Source organism: Brevibacterium sediminis, assembly GCF_013623905.1.
GTDB lineage: Bacteria > Actinomycetota > Actinomycetes > Actinomycetales > Brevibacteriaceae > Brevibacterium > Brevibacterium sediminis.
The window spans coordinates 168,529-186,646 of the sequence record NZ_JABKDD010000004.1; the positions used below are offsets into that span (position 1 = coordinate 168,529).

The following is an 18,118-nucleotide window of genomic DNA, read 5'->3' on the forward strand; positions in this document are numbered from 1 at the left end:
CTGCCGGAACCGGTCCCTTCGTCCCGAGTTCGCGACACGTTTGGCCGCCCGTCCTCACCTGCACGTCAGCCGTGGAATCGTGACTCGGCTCACGCCACCATGGGGCCATGACCATTGACGTTCCCACCACAGGCCGTTCACTGCCCCAGCTGCAGCCGATCAGCTTCATCGGCGCAGATGGCCGGCTCACCGACACTCCGACCGAAGGGCTGCGGATCCCCAGCGATGCCACCCTCACCGGTCTCTACCGGCAGATGGTCCTCGTCCGCCGGTTCGAAGCGCAGGTCACGCACCTGACCAGACAGGGTCGACTCGCGACCTATCCCTCCGCGGCAGGTCAGGAAGCCGCCGAGGTGGGGGCCACCACCGCGCTGGCCCCGAACGATTGGCTCTTCCCCACCTACCGCGACTCGGCCGCGCTGCTGACCCGCGGAGTGCCCGTCGCCGAGATCCTCGCCGCCTTCCGCGGAGACTGGCACTGCGGTTTCGATCCGCACGAGTATCATGCCTCACCTGCGGCGACACCGCTGGCGACGCAGACTCTGCATGCCACCGGATTCGCGATGGCCGCGAAGCTCAAGGGCGAGGATGCAGCGACTCTGACCTTCCTCGGCGACGGCGCCAGCAGCGAAGGCGACACCCACGAGGCATTCAACTTCGCCTCCGTCTGGCAGACGCCGACGGTCTTCGTGCTGCAGAACAACCAGTACGCGATCTCCACTCCCCTGCGGGAGCAGACGAACGCGACGATGCTCGCCGACCGAGCCGCCGGCTACGGAATGCCGGGCCTGCGCGTCGACGGCAATGACGTCGCCGCCGTGTTCGCCGCCGTCTCGACCGCTCTCGAGCGCGGTCGAAACGGGGACGGTCCGACCCTCATCGAGTGCCTCACCTACCGGATGGAGTCGCACACGAACTCCGACGATCCGACGAAGTACCGCGACGCCGAGGAGGTCGAGCACTGGAAGCAGTTCGATCCCATCGACCGTCTGGAGAAGTACCTGCGGTCGACCGGTGCACTCGACGATTCGTCAGTCGCAGAGGTCGCCGAGGCGGCCGAGACTCTGGCCGCGTCCGTCCGCGATGCGATGAACCAAGAGGCCGAGGTCGACCCGCGCGAGCTCTTCGCCCACGTCTACGCGACCCCGCGCACGGGCCTTGCCGAACAGCAGCAGGTCCTCGAGGCCGAACTCGCCGGTGCCGAACTTGCCGCAGCAGGGCAGGCATGAGCGTCGAGACGGGCACCACCCCGACCACGGATCCGACCGCGGTGAACGACGAAACGGGCAGCGCCGCCTCGGCGAACGATGGGGCAAGCACGGCGACCGCGAACGGCACAGCGGCATCGGACGCTGCACCCGCCCCGTCGTCGGTGACGATGACGAAGGCCCTCAACCAGGCGCTGCGGGATTCCCTGGCCGACGACGACACTGTGCTCGTCTTCGGTGAGGATGTCGGCCGCCTCGGCGGGGTCTTCCGGGTCACCGAAGGACTGCGGGCCGAATTCGGGTCGAACCGGGTGTGGGATTCCCCGCTTGCGGAGTCCGGCATCATCGGCACCGCGATCGGCATGGCGATGAACGGCATGCGGCCGGTCGTCGAGATGCAGTTCGACGCCTACGCCTACCCCGCGTTCGAGCAGATCGTGTCCCATGTGGCGAAGATGCGGAACCGGACGAAAGGCCGGGTCAGCCTGCCGATCACGATCCGGATTCCCTATGCCGGCGATATCGGCGGAGTCGAGCACCACTCGGATTCGTCCGAGGCCTATTGGACGTCGACGCCGGGTCTGACCGTCGTCACGCCGTCGAATCCGGCCGATGCGTATTCGCTGCTGCGCGAGTCGATCGCCTCCGATGATCCGGTCGTGTTCATGGAGCCGAAGTCCCGCTACTGGATGAAGGAGACGCTGAGTCTGCCGGTGACGACGGCGCCGATGAATCGGGCGCAGGTCATCCGCGAGGGCACCGACGTCACCCTGCTCGCCTATGGTCCGACGGTGCGGACGGCGCTCGATTCCGCCGAGGCCGGGGCCGAGCACGGACTGTCCATCGAGGTCATCGACCTGCGCACGCTGTCTCCGTTCGATGATGAGACGGTGTCTGAGTCCGTGCGCAAGACCTCGCGCGCGGCGATCATCCACGAGGCCGCGCAGTTCGGCGGATACGGCGCCGAGGTGGCCGCCCGCCTCACCGAACGCAACTTCACTTACCTGTCGGCCCCGATCCTGAGGGTCGCCGGGTTCGATGTGCCCTATCCGTCGCCGAAGCTCGAGGAGTTCTACTTGCCCACCGTCGAACGCGTGCTCGATGCGCTCGAGTCCTGGGATTGGGAGCTGTGATGAGTGCTGATCTGAATACCGGGATGCGCGGGACTGGCACGCGCGAGTTCATCCTTCCCGACCTCGGCGAAGGCCTCACCGAGGCGGAGCTGATCTCCTGGAAGGTCGAGATCGGGGACGAGGTCCACGTCGATCAGATGGTCGTCGAGGTCGAATCCGCGAAGTCAGTCGTCGAACTCCCCTGCCCGTACGCCGGGCGGATCGTCAGCCTTCACGCCGCCGCTGGGGACACCGTCAGTGCAGGCCAGGCCCTGCTCTCTGTCGCCGAGGCGGAGAGTGCGGCGGCGAGCGCGAGCGCAGACGACAGCGCCGGCGAATCGAGCGGCGCGAATCTCATCGGCTACGGCACGTCGGAGCCGAAAACTCGGTCGGCGAAGCAGCGCTCGTTCGGCGGCAAGCACACGGCTGTTCCGGCCGAGACTTCCACCGTGACCCCGGGCGCCGCCCCAGCCATCCCGACAGTCATCCCGGATGCTCCCCTGCAGCCGCCGACAGAGGCACAGACTCCCACCGATGACTCGTCGATGACTGCCATCGGAGAGTCGGCGACGGCCGCCGGCGAGCAGGTCTCCCCCGTGTCGTCTCCCCTCGTGCGCAAGCTGGCGAAGGATCACGGCATCAGCGCCAAGCACCTTCCCGGCAGCGGTCCCGGTGGGATCGTGACCAGGGCCGATGTCCTCGCTGCGATCGAGTCGGGCACGGCTGCGAACGTCGGCGCGGCGAGCGCTCACGTCCCCGCGGGGACGTCACGAGCCGGCGAACCTCAGTCGATCACGGAACGTAGCACCACCTCGGCGGGGGCACCTTCGCCTGTCGGGCGGGCCGACCGCGATACCCGCACCCCGATCACGGGGCTGCGGAAGATCGTGTCCGAACGCCTCACGAAGTCGCGGCAGGAGATCCCCGAGGCGACCATCTGGCTCGATGTCGATGCCACCGAGCTGCTGGGCACGAAGCGCGCGCTCGAGGCGCGCACCGGTGAGAGATATTCGCTGCTGTCGCTCGTCGCCCGCTTCGTCGTGGCCGGATTGAAGAAGTATCCGATCATCAACTCGTCGATCGATACGACCGCCGGCGAGATCGTCACCCACGGCGACATCAACCTCGGCTTGGCCGCGCAGACCCCGCGCGGGCTCATGGTCCCCGTCGTCCACGGGGCCGGCGAGATGAGCCTGCGGCAGTTGCGCGACTCCGTGTCCGAGACCGTCGGGAAGGCGGCCACGGGCAAGTTCGATCCCGCGGAGCTGTCCGGCGGCACGTTCACCCTGAACAACTACGGGGTGTTCGGCGTCGACGGTTCGGCCCCGATCATCAACCTCCCCGAGGTGGCTATGCTCGGCCTCGGTCGGATCAAGGACCGCCCATGGGTCGTCGACGGCGAGCTGACCGTACGCAAGGTGATGTATCTGTCGTTCGTCTTCGACCACCGGGCGTGCGACGGTCAGGAGCCGAGCGAGTTCCTCACCTTCGTCGCCGACTGCATCGAGAACCCGATCTCACTGCTCCCCGAGCTCTGAGGGCCGGCCCGGTCGAAGCGTCCAGTTCGGAGCCGACACGACGCTCGTTCAAGCGGCAGCGCACTTGTCGATAAGTACACCGTTCGACAAGTGCGAGCCGCCTTGAACGACGCTTCCCGCACTGCATTTCCCCGCTGCGGTTCCACACTTCGGACGACCATTCCGTCTGTGACTCACAGCACTAACCTTGCCGAGTCCGCTCACCGCGGACGCGAACGCAAGGAAACGAGGTTGAGCATGTCACGGAACCCCAGTTCGGTACGCCAGGCGGGGTCGCCTCGGCGGCGGTATTCGCTGGTCCTCCTCATCGTTCCCGTGGTCCTCTACGCCCTCACCCCGGTCGTGGCGAACTCGGTCGAGCCGCGCATCGCCGGATTGCCGTTCATCCTCGCCTATACGATCGCGGTCACGATTCTCACCTGGTTCTTCGTGTGGATGACCGCTCGCGGCGACCGGTACTACCGGCACGATCTGCCCGAGCACATCCCTTCCGATGTCGTCTTCGGTGAGGACCACGAGATCGAGGAGGCCGGGAAATGAGCACCTCCGCGATCATCGCCTGCATCATCTTCGGCCTCGCCATGCTCGCGACCATCGGCATCGGCATCTGGTCCGGCCGCGGCCGGGAGAAGTCGCTGGACGAATGGTCGGTGTCCGGACGCGGGCTGGGCTTCGTCTTCATCCTGCTGCTCATGGCAGGCGAAACATATACGAGCTTTTCGTTCCTCGGCACGGCCGGTTGGTCCTACTCCTACGGGGTGCCGATCCTCTACCTCATCGGCTACCTGAGCATCGGTCTCGTCGTCGCCTATCTCGTCGGCCCACTGTTCTGGACCTACGCCGCCCGGCACAAGCTCGTCAGTCTCTCCGACATCGTCGAACACCGGTTTCGCTCGCGCGGGCTGGCGATCCTCGTGGCTGTCCTCGCAACGATCTTCATCGTTCCCTACATCCAGCTGCAGATCCAGGGCATGGGTGCGGTCGTCAACGCGATGAGCTACGGAGCGATCGACCTCAAGATCGCCGCCATCGTCTCCTTCATCGTCGCCGAGGCGTTCATCCTCTTCTCCGGACTGCGCGGTTCCGCCTGGGTCAGCGTCCTCAAGGACGGACTGGTCATCCTCGCTGTCGCGTTCCTCGCGATCTACGTACCGCTGCACTATTTCGACGGCCTGGCGCCCCTGCTTGACCGCGTCGTGAGTGAGAAATCTCAGTGGCTGACCTTCCCCGGCGCAGGCGATGGCATCTACGGGGGTGCATGGTTCATCTCGACGATCATCCTCAACGGGATCACGATCACCGTGTTCCCCACGTCGATCGCCGGCTATTTGTCGGGCACCTCGGCGAATGCTCTGCGACGCAACTCGATCATTCTGCCGTGGTATCAGCTGCTGCTCCTCGTGCCGATGATGGTCGGTGTGGCTGCACTCTTCGTCGTCCCTGCTCTCAAAGACGCCGACCTGGCCCTGTTCTCCGTGGTCATCGATTCCCTGCCCGCGCCGATCGTCGCGATCATCGGCGTCGCAGGCGCGCTCTCGGCGATCGTGCCGATGAGCGTGTACATGCTCTCGATCGGTTCGATGTGGGGACGGACTGTCTTGGGCGGCGGCTTGGCCGGACCGAAGAACGCCGCTTCGATGACGCCTGAGCAGTTGAACGCACGGGGCCTGCGGCAGAAGACACTGTCCCAGTGGGTGTGCCTGGCCGTCGGCATCATCGCCCTGATCATGAGCCTGCTCATGCCGGATGCGCTCGTCGAGCTCTCCGTGCTCAGCTACGAAGGACTGGCCCAGGTCGTGCCGGCTGCGCTGCTCGCTCTCTACTGGCCACGGATGTCGAAGCAGGCCGCTGCGGCGGGCCTCATCGTCGGCTCGATCGTCATGGTTGGCCTCCACTACACCGGCCATGATCCGCTGCTCGGCATCAACGGCGGCCTCTGGGCGGTCGCGGCGAACCTCATCGTGGTCGTCATCGTCACTCTGGCCAAGCCGGACCCACGGTGGGTGCCGTCAGCCCAGCGGCAGACGCGCACCGAGGCGGTTGCCGGCTGAGGCGGCGAGGGCTCCGACCATCTTCACGTCTCGTTCAAGCGTCCACAACCGAATGCACCCCTCGATCAAGCGCGAGCGCCCTGATCGAGGGGGCACGTTTCGACATCTGCGCTCCTGCTCGGGCGAGCGAGTCGCACCCTCACCCGTCTGGCAGAGTCGCCGCACCTATCGGACTGCGCTGCTCCGCGCGATGTTCTACATCCGCCCTCTGACCGTTTCCACAATCTTGGCAACAGACAATCCGTAGCGGTCGTAGAGGGTCGGCAGCGCACCTGCATCGAGAAATTCATCGGGAAGACCGATGGGAGTGACCTGCTTCGTCACGCCCTCAAGTGCGAGTTCGTGTGCAACCGAATCGAAGAGACCGCCGATCACTGTGTGGTTCTCGGCTGTAAGGATCAGGCGATCTCGCGCCACCTCCTTGAGCACCATCTCGGAGTCAAACGGTTTGAGCGTCGGCGAGTGAAGGACAGCTACGTCGACGCCGTCCTGCTGCAAGACCTTTGCCGCCTCGAGGGCGTTCTCCGTCATCAACCCCGAGGAGATGATGAGGACGTCGGCGCCGTCGCGGATCAGCTTGGCTTTGCCGAGTTCGAACTCGTAGCCGTATTCATCGAGCACCTGCGGCACTCGGCCTCGGAGAATACGCGTGTAGGTCGGTCCGTCATGGGCGATCAGCTGCGGAACTGCCTGCATGATGTCCGTGGCGTCGCAGGGATCGACGATCGTGAGATTCGGCAGTCCCCGCAGGATCGCAATGTCCTCAGTGGCTTGGTGGGAAGGACCGTAACCGGTGGTCAGTCCCGGCAGTGCACAGACCATATTCACATTGAGATTCGGCTCCGCGATATCGAGAGCCAACCAATCATAGGCGCGACGGGTGGCGAACACGGAGTATGTCGAGGCGAACGGGACGAATCCCTCCATCGCCAATCCGGCGGCGGCACCGAGGAGGGCCTGCTCCGCCATGCCGATCTGGTAGAAGCGATCGGGAAACGCGTCACGGAACACATGCAGGTCCGTGTACTTCGCGAGGTCGGCCGAGAGGCCGACGATTCGGTCATCTCTATCGGCTGCGGTGAGCAGGGCCTGCCCGAGCGGGGCCTGGACTGCACGCTGACCCTCCTTCGCGAGGTCGACGCTCATCGCCCCCGATACGAGCTTCTTCTCCGTGCTGACTCCGGCGCTGCCAATTGCGGTGCCGTGTTCAGATTTCACACTCATGCGCGTCCCCCATCTTCCGTCGTTGACCGTTCCTTCTCGCGTAGCTCATCCGTCTCTGCGCTCTCGTCGGCGAAGCTGTTGTGCAGCTGCTTCTGCGCGAGGCTCCATTCCTCCTCGGCGACCCTCATGAAATGAAGCTTCTCTCGCTTCTCGAGGAAATCGACACCTTTGCCCAGGCGCGTATTGACGATGAGCACCCGCGGACGCGGAGCTTCGAGCTCGCGCAGTTCGATGAGATTGGCCAGCACTGCTTCGACGTCGTTCCCATCGCAGCGCCGAGTCTCCCATCCGAACGATTCCCACTTCTCGGTGATGGGCTCCATCGACAGCATGGTCGTCGACTTTCCGTCAGCCTGCTGATCGTTGAAGTCGACGATCGCGATGATATTGGAAAGCTCGTGATGAGCAGCAACAGCGGCCGCCTCCCAAGTCGATCCCTCACCGAGCTCGCCGTCGGAGAGAAGATTGTAGACAGTTGCGGTGCTGTTCTTGCGTTTGAGGCCCATGGCCATGCCGTTCGCGATCGGCAAACCGTGACCGAGCGATCCACCGGAGATCTCAACCCCCGGCGTGTAGGTGCTCATCGCCGACATCGGAAACCGCGAACCGTCAGTCGCGTAGGTCTTGAGTTCTTCCTGTGGGAAGAATTTCGCTTCGACCAGCGCGGCGTAGATGGCCAGGGCGTAGTGCCCGATCGACAGGAGGCATCTGTCTCGCCCTTCCCATTCAGGATCTGTGGGGTCGAGGTTGAGCTGGTCTGCGTACAGTGCGGCCAGAACATCCGAGAAGCCGAGAGCCTGGCCGATGTAGCCCTGTCCCTGCACTTCAGCCTCGACTAGGGCGTTCTGGCGGATTCGGAAGGCCGCTTCTCTCACTCGGACGATTCGTTCCGGAGAGATGGTCGTGTGTCTGAATTCGGTGGTCATCGTGCGTTTTCTCCTCATGGTGTGGCGTGCCGACAGCGGACCGCTGATCAATGCATGTGGCTGCCGCCGTTGATATCCAAGGTGATTCCGGTGAGATAAGCCGACTCCTCCGAGGAGAGCCAGACGATCGCCGAGGCGACTTCTGCCCGCGTGGCCACTCGACCGACAGGGACGCTGGCGGCGATGGCATCCTCTTGCGCCGGGGTCGACCCGACGCGAATCTGTGTATCGACTGCGCCGGGAGCGACCGCATTGACAGTGACGCCGGTTTCACCGATCTCTCGGGCGAGCGCCTTGGTGAACCCGAGGATCGCGGCTTTCGCAGCCGAGTAGGGGACCTTTCCGAAGACACCGCCGCCTCGCTGAGCAGAGACCGAGGACATGTTCACCACGCGCCCCCAACCGGACTCGATCATTCGTGGCAGGAACGCCTTGGTGACGAGATAGGTTCCGGTCGCGTTGATAGTCAGCACCTTGTTCCAGAGGGCAAGGTCGGTGTCGAGGAAGTCAAGCGGCGAGGTGATGCCTGCGATATTGGCGACGGCTCCGACCTCCGGCAACCGACCAGCGGCAACTTCGGCAGCAACAGCCGATGCGGCCGCAGCGACGGAATCTTCATCGGAGACATCGATCCGGTGACCGAATGCGGGTGTCCCGAATTTCTGTGAGATCTCCTCGGCAACGCTCTCGGATGCCTCTTGGATGAGATCCAACACGACGACGCCCCACCCTGCGGAGGCGTAATGACGCGCGGTTTCGAGTCCGATTCCGCTGCGTGATGCGGCACCGGTGATGATCGCGGTGCGAACCACGGGGGCATGCGCTGTGGAAAGTTCTGTTTCGGCGGTCACGGTGGTACTCAAGAGATTCTCCTTTGAACGTCGGGCGTACGAACGCCCCTGGACCGAACCGATCGCTGTCGGAGTCGGAAAGTGCATCTGGCAAGCGATTCGAAGTTAACATGTTGACTGTTGACAGTCAACATAATGCCGTGCAATGATGCTTCTGCGTTCGCCGAATACACGAACCGTCAAGACGTCAACGTCGACGAAGGGACTTCCATGAGCACCCCAGGCAAAACCGGCCTCCGCGGGCCAATCCACGGGACCAGAGACGCAAAGCGGGTGGCCTCCGGGTCAGCCGTCGGCGCGGTCATCGAGTCCTACGACTTCATCGGATACGGCACCGCCGCGGCGCTCTACTTCGGTGCCGTCTTCTTCCCCAGCGAAGATCCTCTGGTCGGCACTCTGCTCTCATTCGCGACTCTCGGAGTCGGCTTCATCGCTCGCCCGCTCGGCGGCATCATCGGCGGGCACCTCGGTGACCGCGTCGGTCGAAAGCCAGTGCTGGTCACCTCGCTCATCGTCATGGGCCTCGCCACCTTCATCATCGGCGTGCTGCCGACCTATCAGTCCGTCGGCATTCTGGCGCCCATCCTTCTGGTCGTCGTCCGAGTCGTACAGGGACTGGCCTTCGGCGCCGAGTGGGGTGGAGCGATCCTCATGACCTACGAGCATGCGCCGTGGAAACGCAAAGGGCTCTTCACCGGCACCGTGCAGGCCGGTTTCCCGATTGGTCTGCTGCTGGCAAACCTCGTCTTCCTCATCAGCGTTCACCTGCCCGGCGATCTGGCCTGGCGGGTGCCTTTCCTCGTCTCACTCGTCCTCGTCATCGTCGGACTCGTCATCCGCTCGAAGGTGCCCGAATCTCCAGTGTTCGAAGAGGTCAAGACCTCGGGACAGACCGTGAAGTCTCCGGTGGTCGAGGTCATCCGCGACGACTGGCGCAACATCGTGCGCGGCATCTTCCTCAGGGTCGCAGAGACAGCCGGCTACGCGATCTCGGTGACCTACATGATCAGTTACATCAATGACCATGAGTTGGCATCGACAGACCAAACTCTCACCGCGATCTGCATCGCCAGCGCATTGGGGATCTTCGCGACTACGGGATGGGGAGCTCTGACGGACATCGTCGGACGACGCCCTATCTACATCTGGGTGACGCTCTTCGCCGCAGCTTTCGGCATCCCGATGTTTCTCGCGGCGAACACAGGATCCTTCGTCCTCATCATCGCGACCATCACCATCGCCTACATTGTCTGTCAGAACGCTCTTGCCGGCGCTCAGGGAGCCTGGTTCCCCGAACTCTTCCAAGCCAATACACGCTCGTCGGGTGCTTCGCTGGCCTATCAGATCTCCGCGATGGTCTCAGGCCTGACGCCCTTTGCGACGTCGCTGCTCTACATGTGGCTAGGATGGCTCGGCCCTGCGCTCCTCTTCGTCGTCTATGCTCTTCTCGGTTTCGGAGCCGCGCTCGTCACCCGGGAGACGTGGACCCGAGCAGACCGCGAATTCGTCAATCGCAAGATCGCAGAGCTCGGTCACAGCACTTCGGCGGAATCGTCGAAACACCCCGAACCACATCCCAGCTCTCCGAATCATGACGACGCTCTGAATTGAGTCAGCCCGCGTGCGTCGTAGACTGTTGACAGACCACGCCATAGGGCAGACCCGGCCGCACAGGAGGAAAAACGTGCCACTCTCCGGACTCTCGGGGCTCGAGCGGACGAATCTGCGGGAGCAGGCTCTCGATTCGCTGCGCCGTGCGATCACCTCCGGAGCCATTCCGCCGGGAACCCACCTCGTTGAGACTGAGCTCTCTGCTCAGCTGGGAATCAGCCGCGGCACTCTGCGCGAGGCGATGCGCCAACTGCAGCAAGAACGGCTGCTCACCCTCGGTGCCCGGGGGCGGTTGGCCGTCAGACATCTCGAACAACGCGATCTCACGGAGATCTTTGCGGTGCGCGGCGCGCTTGAGGGGTTGGCTGCCGAGGCGGTCGCGTCGCTTCCCGAAGCAGATCGCGAAAAGGCAGTCCGGCGGCTGCGTTCGGCTGTGGCGGCGATGGACGTTCCGGACGAAGAGGCGTTCGACGAGCGCATCGAGGCCGACCTCAAGGTTCATCGTCTCCTCTGTGAGCTCTCAGGGAATCGCACCCTTCTGCATCAGTGGGAGTCGCTCGGCGGCTCAATTCGCATGACCATCGTCTTCGCCGGACTCGAGCGAGCGGTGCGCAACATGGACTCGAGCCGACACGCGATACTCGTCGACGCGATCGCCAGTGGAGATCCTGCGGCCGCGCGAGCGGCAGTCCTCGAACACATGAGATCTGCCGAGTCGAACCTCAGCTGAACCCTCGGCCCGACTGCGCGGCAGCTGGGTCGAACCAGAGTCAGCGGTCGTGAGCACCACACCGCTTGACCGCGTTCACGCTTCGTTCAAGCGTTCGCGCACGTGCGCGACCCCGATCAAGCGATCCCGCACTTGTCGATAGGTGCGCAATTCGAAAAGTGCGAGCCGCCTTGAACGAGCGGCGGGCCGAACTCCCTACCCGTCGAGCAGTGCAGCCGCGTACATCGGGCGGGCGGCGTCGGCGCTCGGCGGGTGGAAGAGCCCGGCCGTGGCATCGCGGAAGAGGCGGGAGAGTTCGTGCTTGTTGCCGAACCCGTTGCCGCTCGTGCACATCAGCGCGGTCTCAGCGTTGCGGCGGGCCGCCTCGGCGGACTTGATCCTCGCTCCCACCAGGCGCAACGGCCAACCGGCACCGTGGTCGATGAGGTCGTCGAAGTCCCTAGCGTAGGCGTCGATCATCGCCGTCACCGGTATGAAGTCGAGATGCGCATCGGCCAGGCGCGTCCGGGCCTCGGGCACCTCGGCGAAGGTGACGCCGGCCTTCGCGGACTTCCGCTTGTGCAGCCCGGCGGCGCCCAGCTCGAGCGCACGGGCCGCTACTCCGGCATAGACGGCGGCGATGAGCAGCTGGAAGTTGCTCGTGATCGCGAAGGTGAGCAGGTCAGGGTGCTTGCCAGCGGGGATGACGCGTGAGACCCGTTCGGGTTTCATCGGCACATGGTCGAGGATCGTCGCCCGCGACTGCGAGGCCCGCATTCCCAGCACATCCCATTCGTCGGAGACCGTGATCCCGGGTGCATCGCGTTCGATGAATCCGTAGACGAGCTGCCCCTCGGCCGGCTCGTCCGCATCGGGGCCGGCGATGCCGTCGTCGGCGGCGGCCACGGCACCGTGGACGATGAGCCTGGTCCACACGGGAGACAGCGAGGTGAAGATCTTCACCCCGGTCAGTTCGTATCCGCCGTCGGCCGTCGACACCGCCTCGGTGTTCGAACCCTGCAGGACCCAGTCGTTCGACGGTTCCGAGATGCCGAAGGCGAAGATCTCACCGGCCATGACCTCGTCGAACACCCAGTTCAGCGAGTCGTCACCGCGGTCGGCCAGCGCCTTGACCACCCCGGTGGTCATGAGGTGCATGTTGATCGCCAGAGCCGTTCCGGGCGCCGCCGCTGCCAGCCGCTGCTGAAGTCGAGTGACCTCGAACAGGCTCAGCCCCGGCCCGCCATGCGACTGCGGGACGAACAGCTGAAGATAGCCGAGTTCCCCCAGTTCAGCGAGGTCTTCGTCGAAGAATCGGTTCTCCCGGTCATAGACGTCGGCTCGTTCGCGGAATCGTTCGAGCACATCATCAGGCAGGTACTGCGCGGCGAGCTCGCTCACGCGTGTCTCACGGTCGGTCATCGTCTCTCCTTCGTCGAGGGATCGTCTGCGTCTGTCGAGGGTGTCGCGGGCCGCGCGGTGCGGCGCAGGATGATCGCGCCGTTGTGCCCGCCGAAGCCGAACGACGTTGACAGCACAGTGTCGACGGCCGCCCCGGCGGGGTTCGGTCCACCGCCCATCTCACGGGCGTGACCTGCGACGATATCCCGGTCGGGGAACTCGTTGTCGTCGAGGTTGAGCGTCGGCGGCAGCGTCTGGTCACGCATCGTCAGGGTCGCGATGATCGCCTCGACGACCCCCGATGCGCCGAGGAGGTGCCCCGTCGTCGATTTCGTGGCCGAGATCGGGATCGTCCGTCCGACCTCCCCCAGGGCGGCGTCGAAGGCTGCGAGTTCGGCGCGGTCTCCGGCCGGTGTGCCCGTGGCGTGAGCGTTGACGTGGTCGATATCGCCGGGTTCCAGCCCTGCGTCTCTCACAGCCTGAACCACCGCCGAGGCGGCTCCCCGTCCCTGCGGATGCGGATTCGTCGGGTGGTGGGCATCGCTGGCGGCGCCGAATCCGGCGAGCTCGGCCAGCGGCGTCGCCCCACGTGAGGTCGCCGAGTCGGCGGATTCGAGAAGGATCGCGGCCGCACCTTGGCTCATGACGAAGCCGTTGCGGGCCCGGTCGAAGGGACGGCTGGCGGCGGTCGGATCGTCCTCGTATCCGGCGGCGAGCGCGCGCATGTTCGCGTTCGAGGCGAGATTGACCGGACCGAGGCAGTCCTCCATGCCGACGACGAGCACCGCGTCGGCGTAGCCGTGGCGGATCCGACGCATCGCCTCGCCGAGTCCGATCGCCCCGGAGGCGCACGTCGCCGAGACTCCCTGACCGGGACCGCGCAGGTCGAAGCGCTGGCTGATCAGCGCCGCCGCGGAGTCCGGCGCACCGTGGATGGACAGGGTCAGCGGCACCGACCTGGAGCCGTCGGCGTCGAGGCGACGCGTCGCGTCCTGCATGGCGTCGACGGGTCCGGAGCCGGTGGCCGCGATGACGGCCGTGCGGTCACGGTCCCAAGGCAGATCGTCGGCCGCGGACTCGATTCCGCCTGCGCGCATCGCCTGGTCGGCCGCGGCGATGGCCCAATGCTGGACGGGGCTGAGCCGGCGGGCGAGCGCCCGGGGCAGAACCGCCTCGGCGTCGAAGTCCTTGACCTGCCCACCGATCCACACGGCGAGGTCGTCGAACTGCTCACCTGCGAGGACGTCGATGGCGCTGGTGCCGCTGCGCACAGACTGCCAGAGGGTTTCGGGATCCTGGCCGCTCGGGGTGATGGCGCCGAGTCCCGTGATGACGACCTCGCGCACGCCATCTGTCCGGTGCCGATTGCTCCGGGATGCGTTCACAGCCGCTGTGCCTTTCCGCTCATGACCAAGTCAACGGTTTCGAGGCGTCGAATCTTCCCACCGACGGTCCGCGGCAGCCGGTCGAGTAAGTAGAACCGTCGCGGCACGAACTGCGGGGCCAGCTTCGCCCGGGCCTGGGCCAGCAGTGCTGCTTTGTCGGGCGCAGTCGATTCGCCATCCCCGGCATGGCTCCCCGAACCCAGGGCGCCTGGTTCGATGACGAGGGCGACAATGCTGCCGAGACCATCGTCGGGCAGAGCGATCGCGCAGACCTCGCCGAGGCAGCCCGGCCCCGACCGCGGATCCGCGCGGTCGAATCCCTCGAACGCCCGCTCCACCTCGGGCAGGGACACCTTGTGCCCTCCGGTGATCGCGATGTCACCGGCCCGTCCGGCGAGTTGGAGGAGTCCGTTTTCGATCCGTCCCTGGTCACCGACCGTGGCCCAGCCGTCGGGGCGTCGCAGCCGAGCGTCGGTGGTGCCGGTGACATAGCCGTCGGAGCAGGCGGCGGCTCTGATCCAGACCGTGCCGATCTCTCCGTCGGGCAGCCGGGCACCGGATTCGTCGCGGACCTCGACACCGATGGTGTCGTAGATCGAGATCCAGGTGCCGTCGCCATCACGACTGTCGCCGATGAATCCGATCTCGGCGGCACCGTAGTAGCTGATCAACCGCGTGTCGGGGAGGACGTCGGCGAGTGCCGAACGGATGGAGGCGGGCAGGTTCGCTCCTCCGGTGACGACGAGGTCGAGGCCGTGGAAGTTCTCCGGCGTTCGACGGGCCGCCTCGGCCAGAGCCTTGACCACGGCGGGCACAGCGACGACGCGGGTGATGGCTTCGTCGGTGATGCGCGACCCCATGGTGAACGGGTCGAAGTCATCGGCGACGTGGACACTGCCGCCGGTGGCGAGGCTTTCGATGACGGCGTAGAGGGTGAGGCTGTAGGACACGGGGCCGGGAGCGAGGGTGGCCACTCCGGCGAAGGGTTCGAGATGGGCCGAGGACACGGCCACGTTGTCGCGGTACTGCTGGCGGGTCTTGATGAAGGCCTTCGGGTTGCTCGTCGTGCCCGAGGAGAAGAGCATGAGGAACGGTTCGGAGGCTTCGCGGACGGCCGGCGGTGCGGTGTCGGCGGGATCGATGGCAACTTCGCGGGCACGGAATTCGGTCGCGGTGATGACGGTTCCGGTCCATCCGGCGGCGGCGAGCGCCTCGGCGAGGCGGGTCGAGTCGCTGATGACGAGGCCGATGCCGGTGGTCGTGATGACTCCGACCTGGTGGTCGAGCGGCCAGCGGGGATCGATCGTGGCCGAGACCGCGCGGAAGCCGGCGAGGCCGGCGATGATGCGGGAGGTCTCGAACGCCGAGGTGAGGCTCACTGCCGTGATCGGGATGCCGTGGGTTTCGGGAGCAGGATTCGGCGGGTCGGTCTGGGCACTGTGGAGGACGTCGACGGCGGCGAACATCGCGGCCGAATCCCGGACGAGCTGCGCATAGGTGAGGGAACGTGGGGCCCGTGTGCCCGCGGCGGGGTCGGTGCTCTCATCTGGGGCAGGGCTGCCAGAGTGGCCGCCGACGATGGCCAACTGGTCCGGATCGGTGGCCGCGACCTCGAGGATCCTCGACGTGATGGGCAATTCCGTCCTCCTCGAACTCGTTCCTCGCAGGCCCGTTCCGGGCACCGACCCTCAGTATAGGAGCCCTGCGATACCGCCGACTGCTCACGGCTCACGCTCACCCCGGTCCGGGACAATGAGAGCATGAGCGGAGCAGGGAGCCGGGACGCACGGGCAGACGAACCACGCTGGAGTCGCGGCGACCAGATCCTGTGGACCTACACCAATCCAGCGCACCCAGGGCTGTACGACCAACGCCCCGTCACGGTCATCGCCGACGACGAGAACCACCTGGCCGTCTGGCTGGAGTCAGGAACGAGGATGCTCCACCATGTGCTCGCCGACGGCTCTGGAATCCGCACCGCAGACGGACCCGCCCGCTTCGGCGCCCCACGAGCCCAGGGCCTCAAACGGTGGCAGGGACCGGGCATCGTCGCCGTCTTCCAGCCGGGAGCCGACTATTCGGTGTGGTTCTTCGAGAACCGCGAGGGCCGGACCACCGAGGCAGCCCCCTCCGAGGCGGCTGCCGCCCCGGCCCGTCACGATTCCTTCTACGTCAACCTCGAGGAGCCCTTCACCCGCTTCGACCGTGGAATCCTCACCTCCGACCACGTCCTCGACATCGTCGTCGACTCAGATGGCACCTACCGGCTCAAGGACGAGGACGAACTCGAATTCGCGCGCGAAGCCGGAATGTTCTCCGACGAGAAGATCGCACGCATCCGCGCCGCTGCGAACTCAGCCATCGACGACATCCGCGCTTGGGCCTTCCCTTTCGACTCCGACTATCCGGACTTCCAACCGGACCCCGACTGGCCGATGCCTGACCTCCCCGCCGAGGCGACCTGGGACTTCGACGCGAGCTGAGCCCCCCGGTGACCGTCACGGCCCAGCCGACCGACCAACCTCACATCTCGAACTCGACGGCCTCCCCCGCCTCGGCGATGGCCCGGATCCGCTTCCGGCAGACGAACCAGCCGATGACCATGCACACCGAGGCGATGATCGTCACGACCAGGGTCGGCGGGGAATCGGCGAAGACCATGACGAGGATGACAGCGAGGAAGAGCAGCGTCGCATAGCCGGTATAGGGGGCACCGATCATCCGGAAGGAGGGGCGTTCGAGCAGTCCGCGGTCGGCCCACCGCTTGAGCCGCATCTGGCACAGCACGATCATGCCCCAGGTGAGGATGATCCCCACCGAGGAGACACTGAGGACGATCTCGAACGCATCGCTCGGCAGCAGGTAGTTGAGCGGCACGCCGAGGAGGGCGACCACTGCCGTGATGACGATCCCGCCGTAGGGCACGCCGCTGCGGTTCATCCGCTGCGCGAACTGCGGGGCCGACCCGGCCACCGACATCGACCTGAGGATGCGCCCGGTCGTGTAGAGCCCCGCGTTGAGTGAGGACAGGGCCGCAGTGAGCACAACGAGGTTCATCACGGTGTCCGCGCCCTTGACGCCGATGAAGGAGAAGAAGGTGACGAACGGGCTCTCTCCGTCGACATAGTCGGTGAAGGGCAGGAGGAGGGCAAGCAGGGTGAGCGATCCGACGTAGAAGACCGCGATGCGCAGGATGACGGAGTTGATGGCCTTGGGCATCACCTTCTCCGGGTGCTCCGTCTCGCCGGCGGCCGTGCCGACGAACTCGATGGAGGCATAGGCGAAGACGACGCCCTGCATGAGGATGATCGCCGGCAGCGCGCCGTTGGGGAAGAGTCCGCCGTTGTCGAGGATCATCGACAGTCCGGGATCGTGACCGGCCACGGGGGTGCCGAAGATGAGGAAACCGACCCCGACGACGAGGAAGATGATGAGGGCGGCGACCTTGATGAGCGCGAACCAGAACTCGAGCTCTCCGAAGACTTTGACGGAGATGACGTTGAGTCCGAGGACGAGGACGAGCGCGATGAGCGCCCACGCCCATTGCGGCACGGTCGCGATCCAGGCGACGTAGCGGCCGAAGAAGCCCATGTAGAGCGCGGCCGCGGTGATGTCGACGATCGCGGTCGTCGCCCACACCAGCCAGTAGAACCACCCGGAGATGAACGCGGCCTTCTCGCCGAAGAACTCACGGGCATAGGAGACGAACGACCCGGTGGTCGGGCGGTGCAGGACGAGTTCGCCGAGCGCGCGGAGGATGAGGAACGCGAAGAACCCACAGACCGCGTAGGAGAGCACGATGGACGGCCCCGCCTCGTGGAGCCGACCGCCCGCACCGAGGAAGAGCCCGGTGCCGATCGCCCCGCCGATGGCGATCATCTGCACCTGGCGCGGGGCCAGGTTCTTCTGATACCCGGAGTCCTCGGCGGTGAGGTTCGGTCGGGTCGGGCCCGAGCCCGGTTCTGCGGGTGCGACGGCGGCGCTGCGGTCGGAGCCGAGATTGTCAGTCATGAGTGTCCTCGTTCGTTGAGTACAGATGGTCTTGTCAGAAACAGGCGGTCAGGTGGTCAGGTGGTCGATTGCAGGCGGCCCGGAGTCGGTT

The 18,118-nt window shown here is 65.6% G+C and carries 15 protein-coding genes; 8 read left to right on the forward strand and 7 right to left on the reverse strand.

Going from position 1 to position 18,118, the window contains the following annotated elements:
• Positions 1-107: 107 nt before the first annotated feature.
• The 5 genes from pdhA to HK108_RS08415 all read left to right on the forward strand — a co-directional run bounded on the left by pdhA (position 108) and on the right by HK108_RS08415 (position 5,909).
• Entirely contained in the window at positions 108-1,229 is a 1,122-nt protein-coding gene (gene pdhA / locus HK108_RS08395) for a pyruvate dehydrogenase (acetyl-transferring) E1 component subunit alpha (RefSeq protein WP_181271144.1), read from the forward strand.
• A complete protein-coding gene (locus tag HK108_RS08400) occupies positions 1,226-2,341 on the forward strand; it encodes an alpha-ketoacid dehydrogenase subunit beta (protein WP_181271145.1) in 1,116 nt (371 codons plus the stop codon). Before pdhA ends, HK108_RS08400 begins: the two co-directional genes overlap by 4 nt.
• A complete protein-coding gene (locus tag HK108_RS08405) occupies positions 2,341-3,858 on the forward strand; it encodes a dihydrolipoamide acetyltransferase family protein (protein WP_229664025.1) in 1,518 nt (505 codons plus the stop codon). Before HK108_RS08400 ends, HK108_RS08405 begins: the two co-directional genes overlap by 1 nt.
• A 237-nt stretch (positions 3,859-4,095) precedes the next feature.
• The gene (locus tag HK108_RS08410) at positions 4,096-4,398 is read left to right on the forward strand and encodes a DUF3311 domain-containing protein (RefSeq protein ID WP_181271146.1); all 303 of its coding nucleotides are present in this window, start codon (positions 4,096-4,098) and stop codon (positions 4,396-4,398) included.
• Positions 4,395-5,909 carry a sodium:solute symporter family protein gene (locus HK108_RS08415; protein ID WP_181271147.1) on the forward strand — a complete coding sequence of 505 codons (1,515 nt, stop codon included), beginning with the start codon at positions 4,395-4,397 and terminating at the stop codon, positions 5,907-5,909. The genes HK108_RS08410 and HK108_RS08415 overlap by 4 nt, the downstream gene beginning before the upstream one ends.
• 195 nt (positions 5,910-6,104) lie before the next feature.
• On the opposite strand, the gene HK108_RS08420 is transcribed toward HK108_RS08415, so the two are convergent.
• The 3 genes from HK108_RS08420 to HK108_RS08430 are packed head-to-tail and all read right to left on the reverse strand — an operon-like array spanning position 6,105 to position 8,922.
• Positions 6,105-7,133 (reverse strand): transketolase family protein, encoded by a 1,029-nt coding sequence (locus HK108_RS08420; RefSeq protein WP_181271148.1) that lies wholly within the window; start codon positions 7,131-7,133, stop codon positions 6,105-6,107.
• A complete protein-coding gene (locus HK108_RS08425; RefSeq protein ID WP_181271149.1) occupies positions 7,130-8,059 on the reverse strand; it encodes a transketolase in 930 nt (309 codons plus the stop codon). The genes HK108_RS08420 and HK108_RS08425 overlap by 4 nt, the downstream gene beginning before the upstream one ends.
• Positions 8,060-8,106: 47 nt before the next feature.
• Complete coding sequence (locus tag HK108_RS08430) at positions 8,107-8,922, reverse strand: SDR family NAD(P)-dependent oxidoreductase (RefSeq protein WP_229664024.1); 816 nt, start codon at positions 8,920-8,922, stop codon at positions 8,107-8,109.
• A 198-nt stretch (positions 8,923-9,120) separates the two neighbouring features.
• Between HK108_RS08430 and HK108_RS08435 the strand changes: the two genes are divergently transcribed.
• Complete coding sequence (locus tag HK108_RS08435; protein WP_181271234.1) at positions 9,121-10,521, forward strand: MFS transporter; 1,401 nt, start codon at positions 9,121-9,123, stop codon at positions 10,519-10,521.
• A gap of 73 nt (positions 10,522-10,594) precedes the next feature.
• Entirely contained in the window at positions 10,595-11,251 is a 657-nt protein-coding gene (locus HK108_RS08440; RefSeq protein WP_181271151.1) for a GntR family transcriptional regulator, read from the forward strand.
• Positions 11,252-11,446: 195 nt separating this feature from the next.
• On the opposite strand, the gene HK108_RS08445 is transcribed toward HK108_RS08440, so the two are convergent.
• From HK108_RS08445 to HK108_RS08455, 3 genes are read right to left on the reverse strand one after another with little or no spacing between them, the layout of a single operon-like run.
• A complete protein-coding gene (locus tag HK108_RS08445; RefSeq protein ID WP_172172990.1) occupies positions 11,447-12,652 on the reverse strand; it encodes an acyl-CoA dehydrogenase family protein in 1,206 nt (401 codons plus the stop codon).
• Positions 12,649-13,977, reverse strand: coding sequence for a beta-ketoacyl-[acyl-carrier-protein] synthase family protein (locus HK108_RS08450; protein WP_181271152.1), 1,329 nt, complete (start codon positions 13,975-13,977; stop codon positions 12,649-12,651). The genes HK108_RS08445 and HK108_RS08450 overlap by 4 nt, the downstream gene beginning before the upstream one ends.
• Before the next feature lie 35 nt (positions 13,978-14,012).
• Positions 14,013-15,653, reverse strand: coding sequence for a class I adenylate-forming enzyme family protein (locus HK108_RS08455; protein WP_181271153.1), 1,641 nt, complete (start codon positions 15,651-15,653; stop codon positions 14,013-14,015).
• Between the two features lie 123 nt (positions 15,654-15,776).
• Here HK108_RS08455 and HK108_RS08460 point away from each other — a divergent pair, with 123 nt between their 5' ends.
• Positions 15,777-16,499 (forward strand): ribonuclease FAU-1 family protein, encoded by a 723-nt coding sequence (locus HK108_RS08460; protein ID WP_181271154.1) that lies wholly within the window; start codon positions 15,777-15,779, stop codon positions 16,497-16,499.
• 40 nt (positions 16,500-16,539) lie between these two features.
• Here HK108_RS08460 and HK108_RS08465 read toward each other — a convergent pair whose 3' ends face one another.
• Positions 16,540-18,027, reverse strand: coding sequence for an amino acid permease (locus tag HK108_RS08465; protein ID WP_181271155.1), 1,488 nt, complete (start codon positions 18,025-18,027; stop codon positions 16,540-16,542).
• Positions 18,028-18,118: the final 91 nt, after the last annotated feature.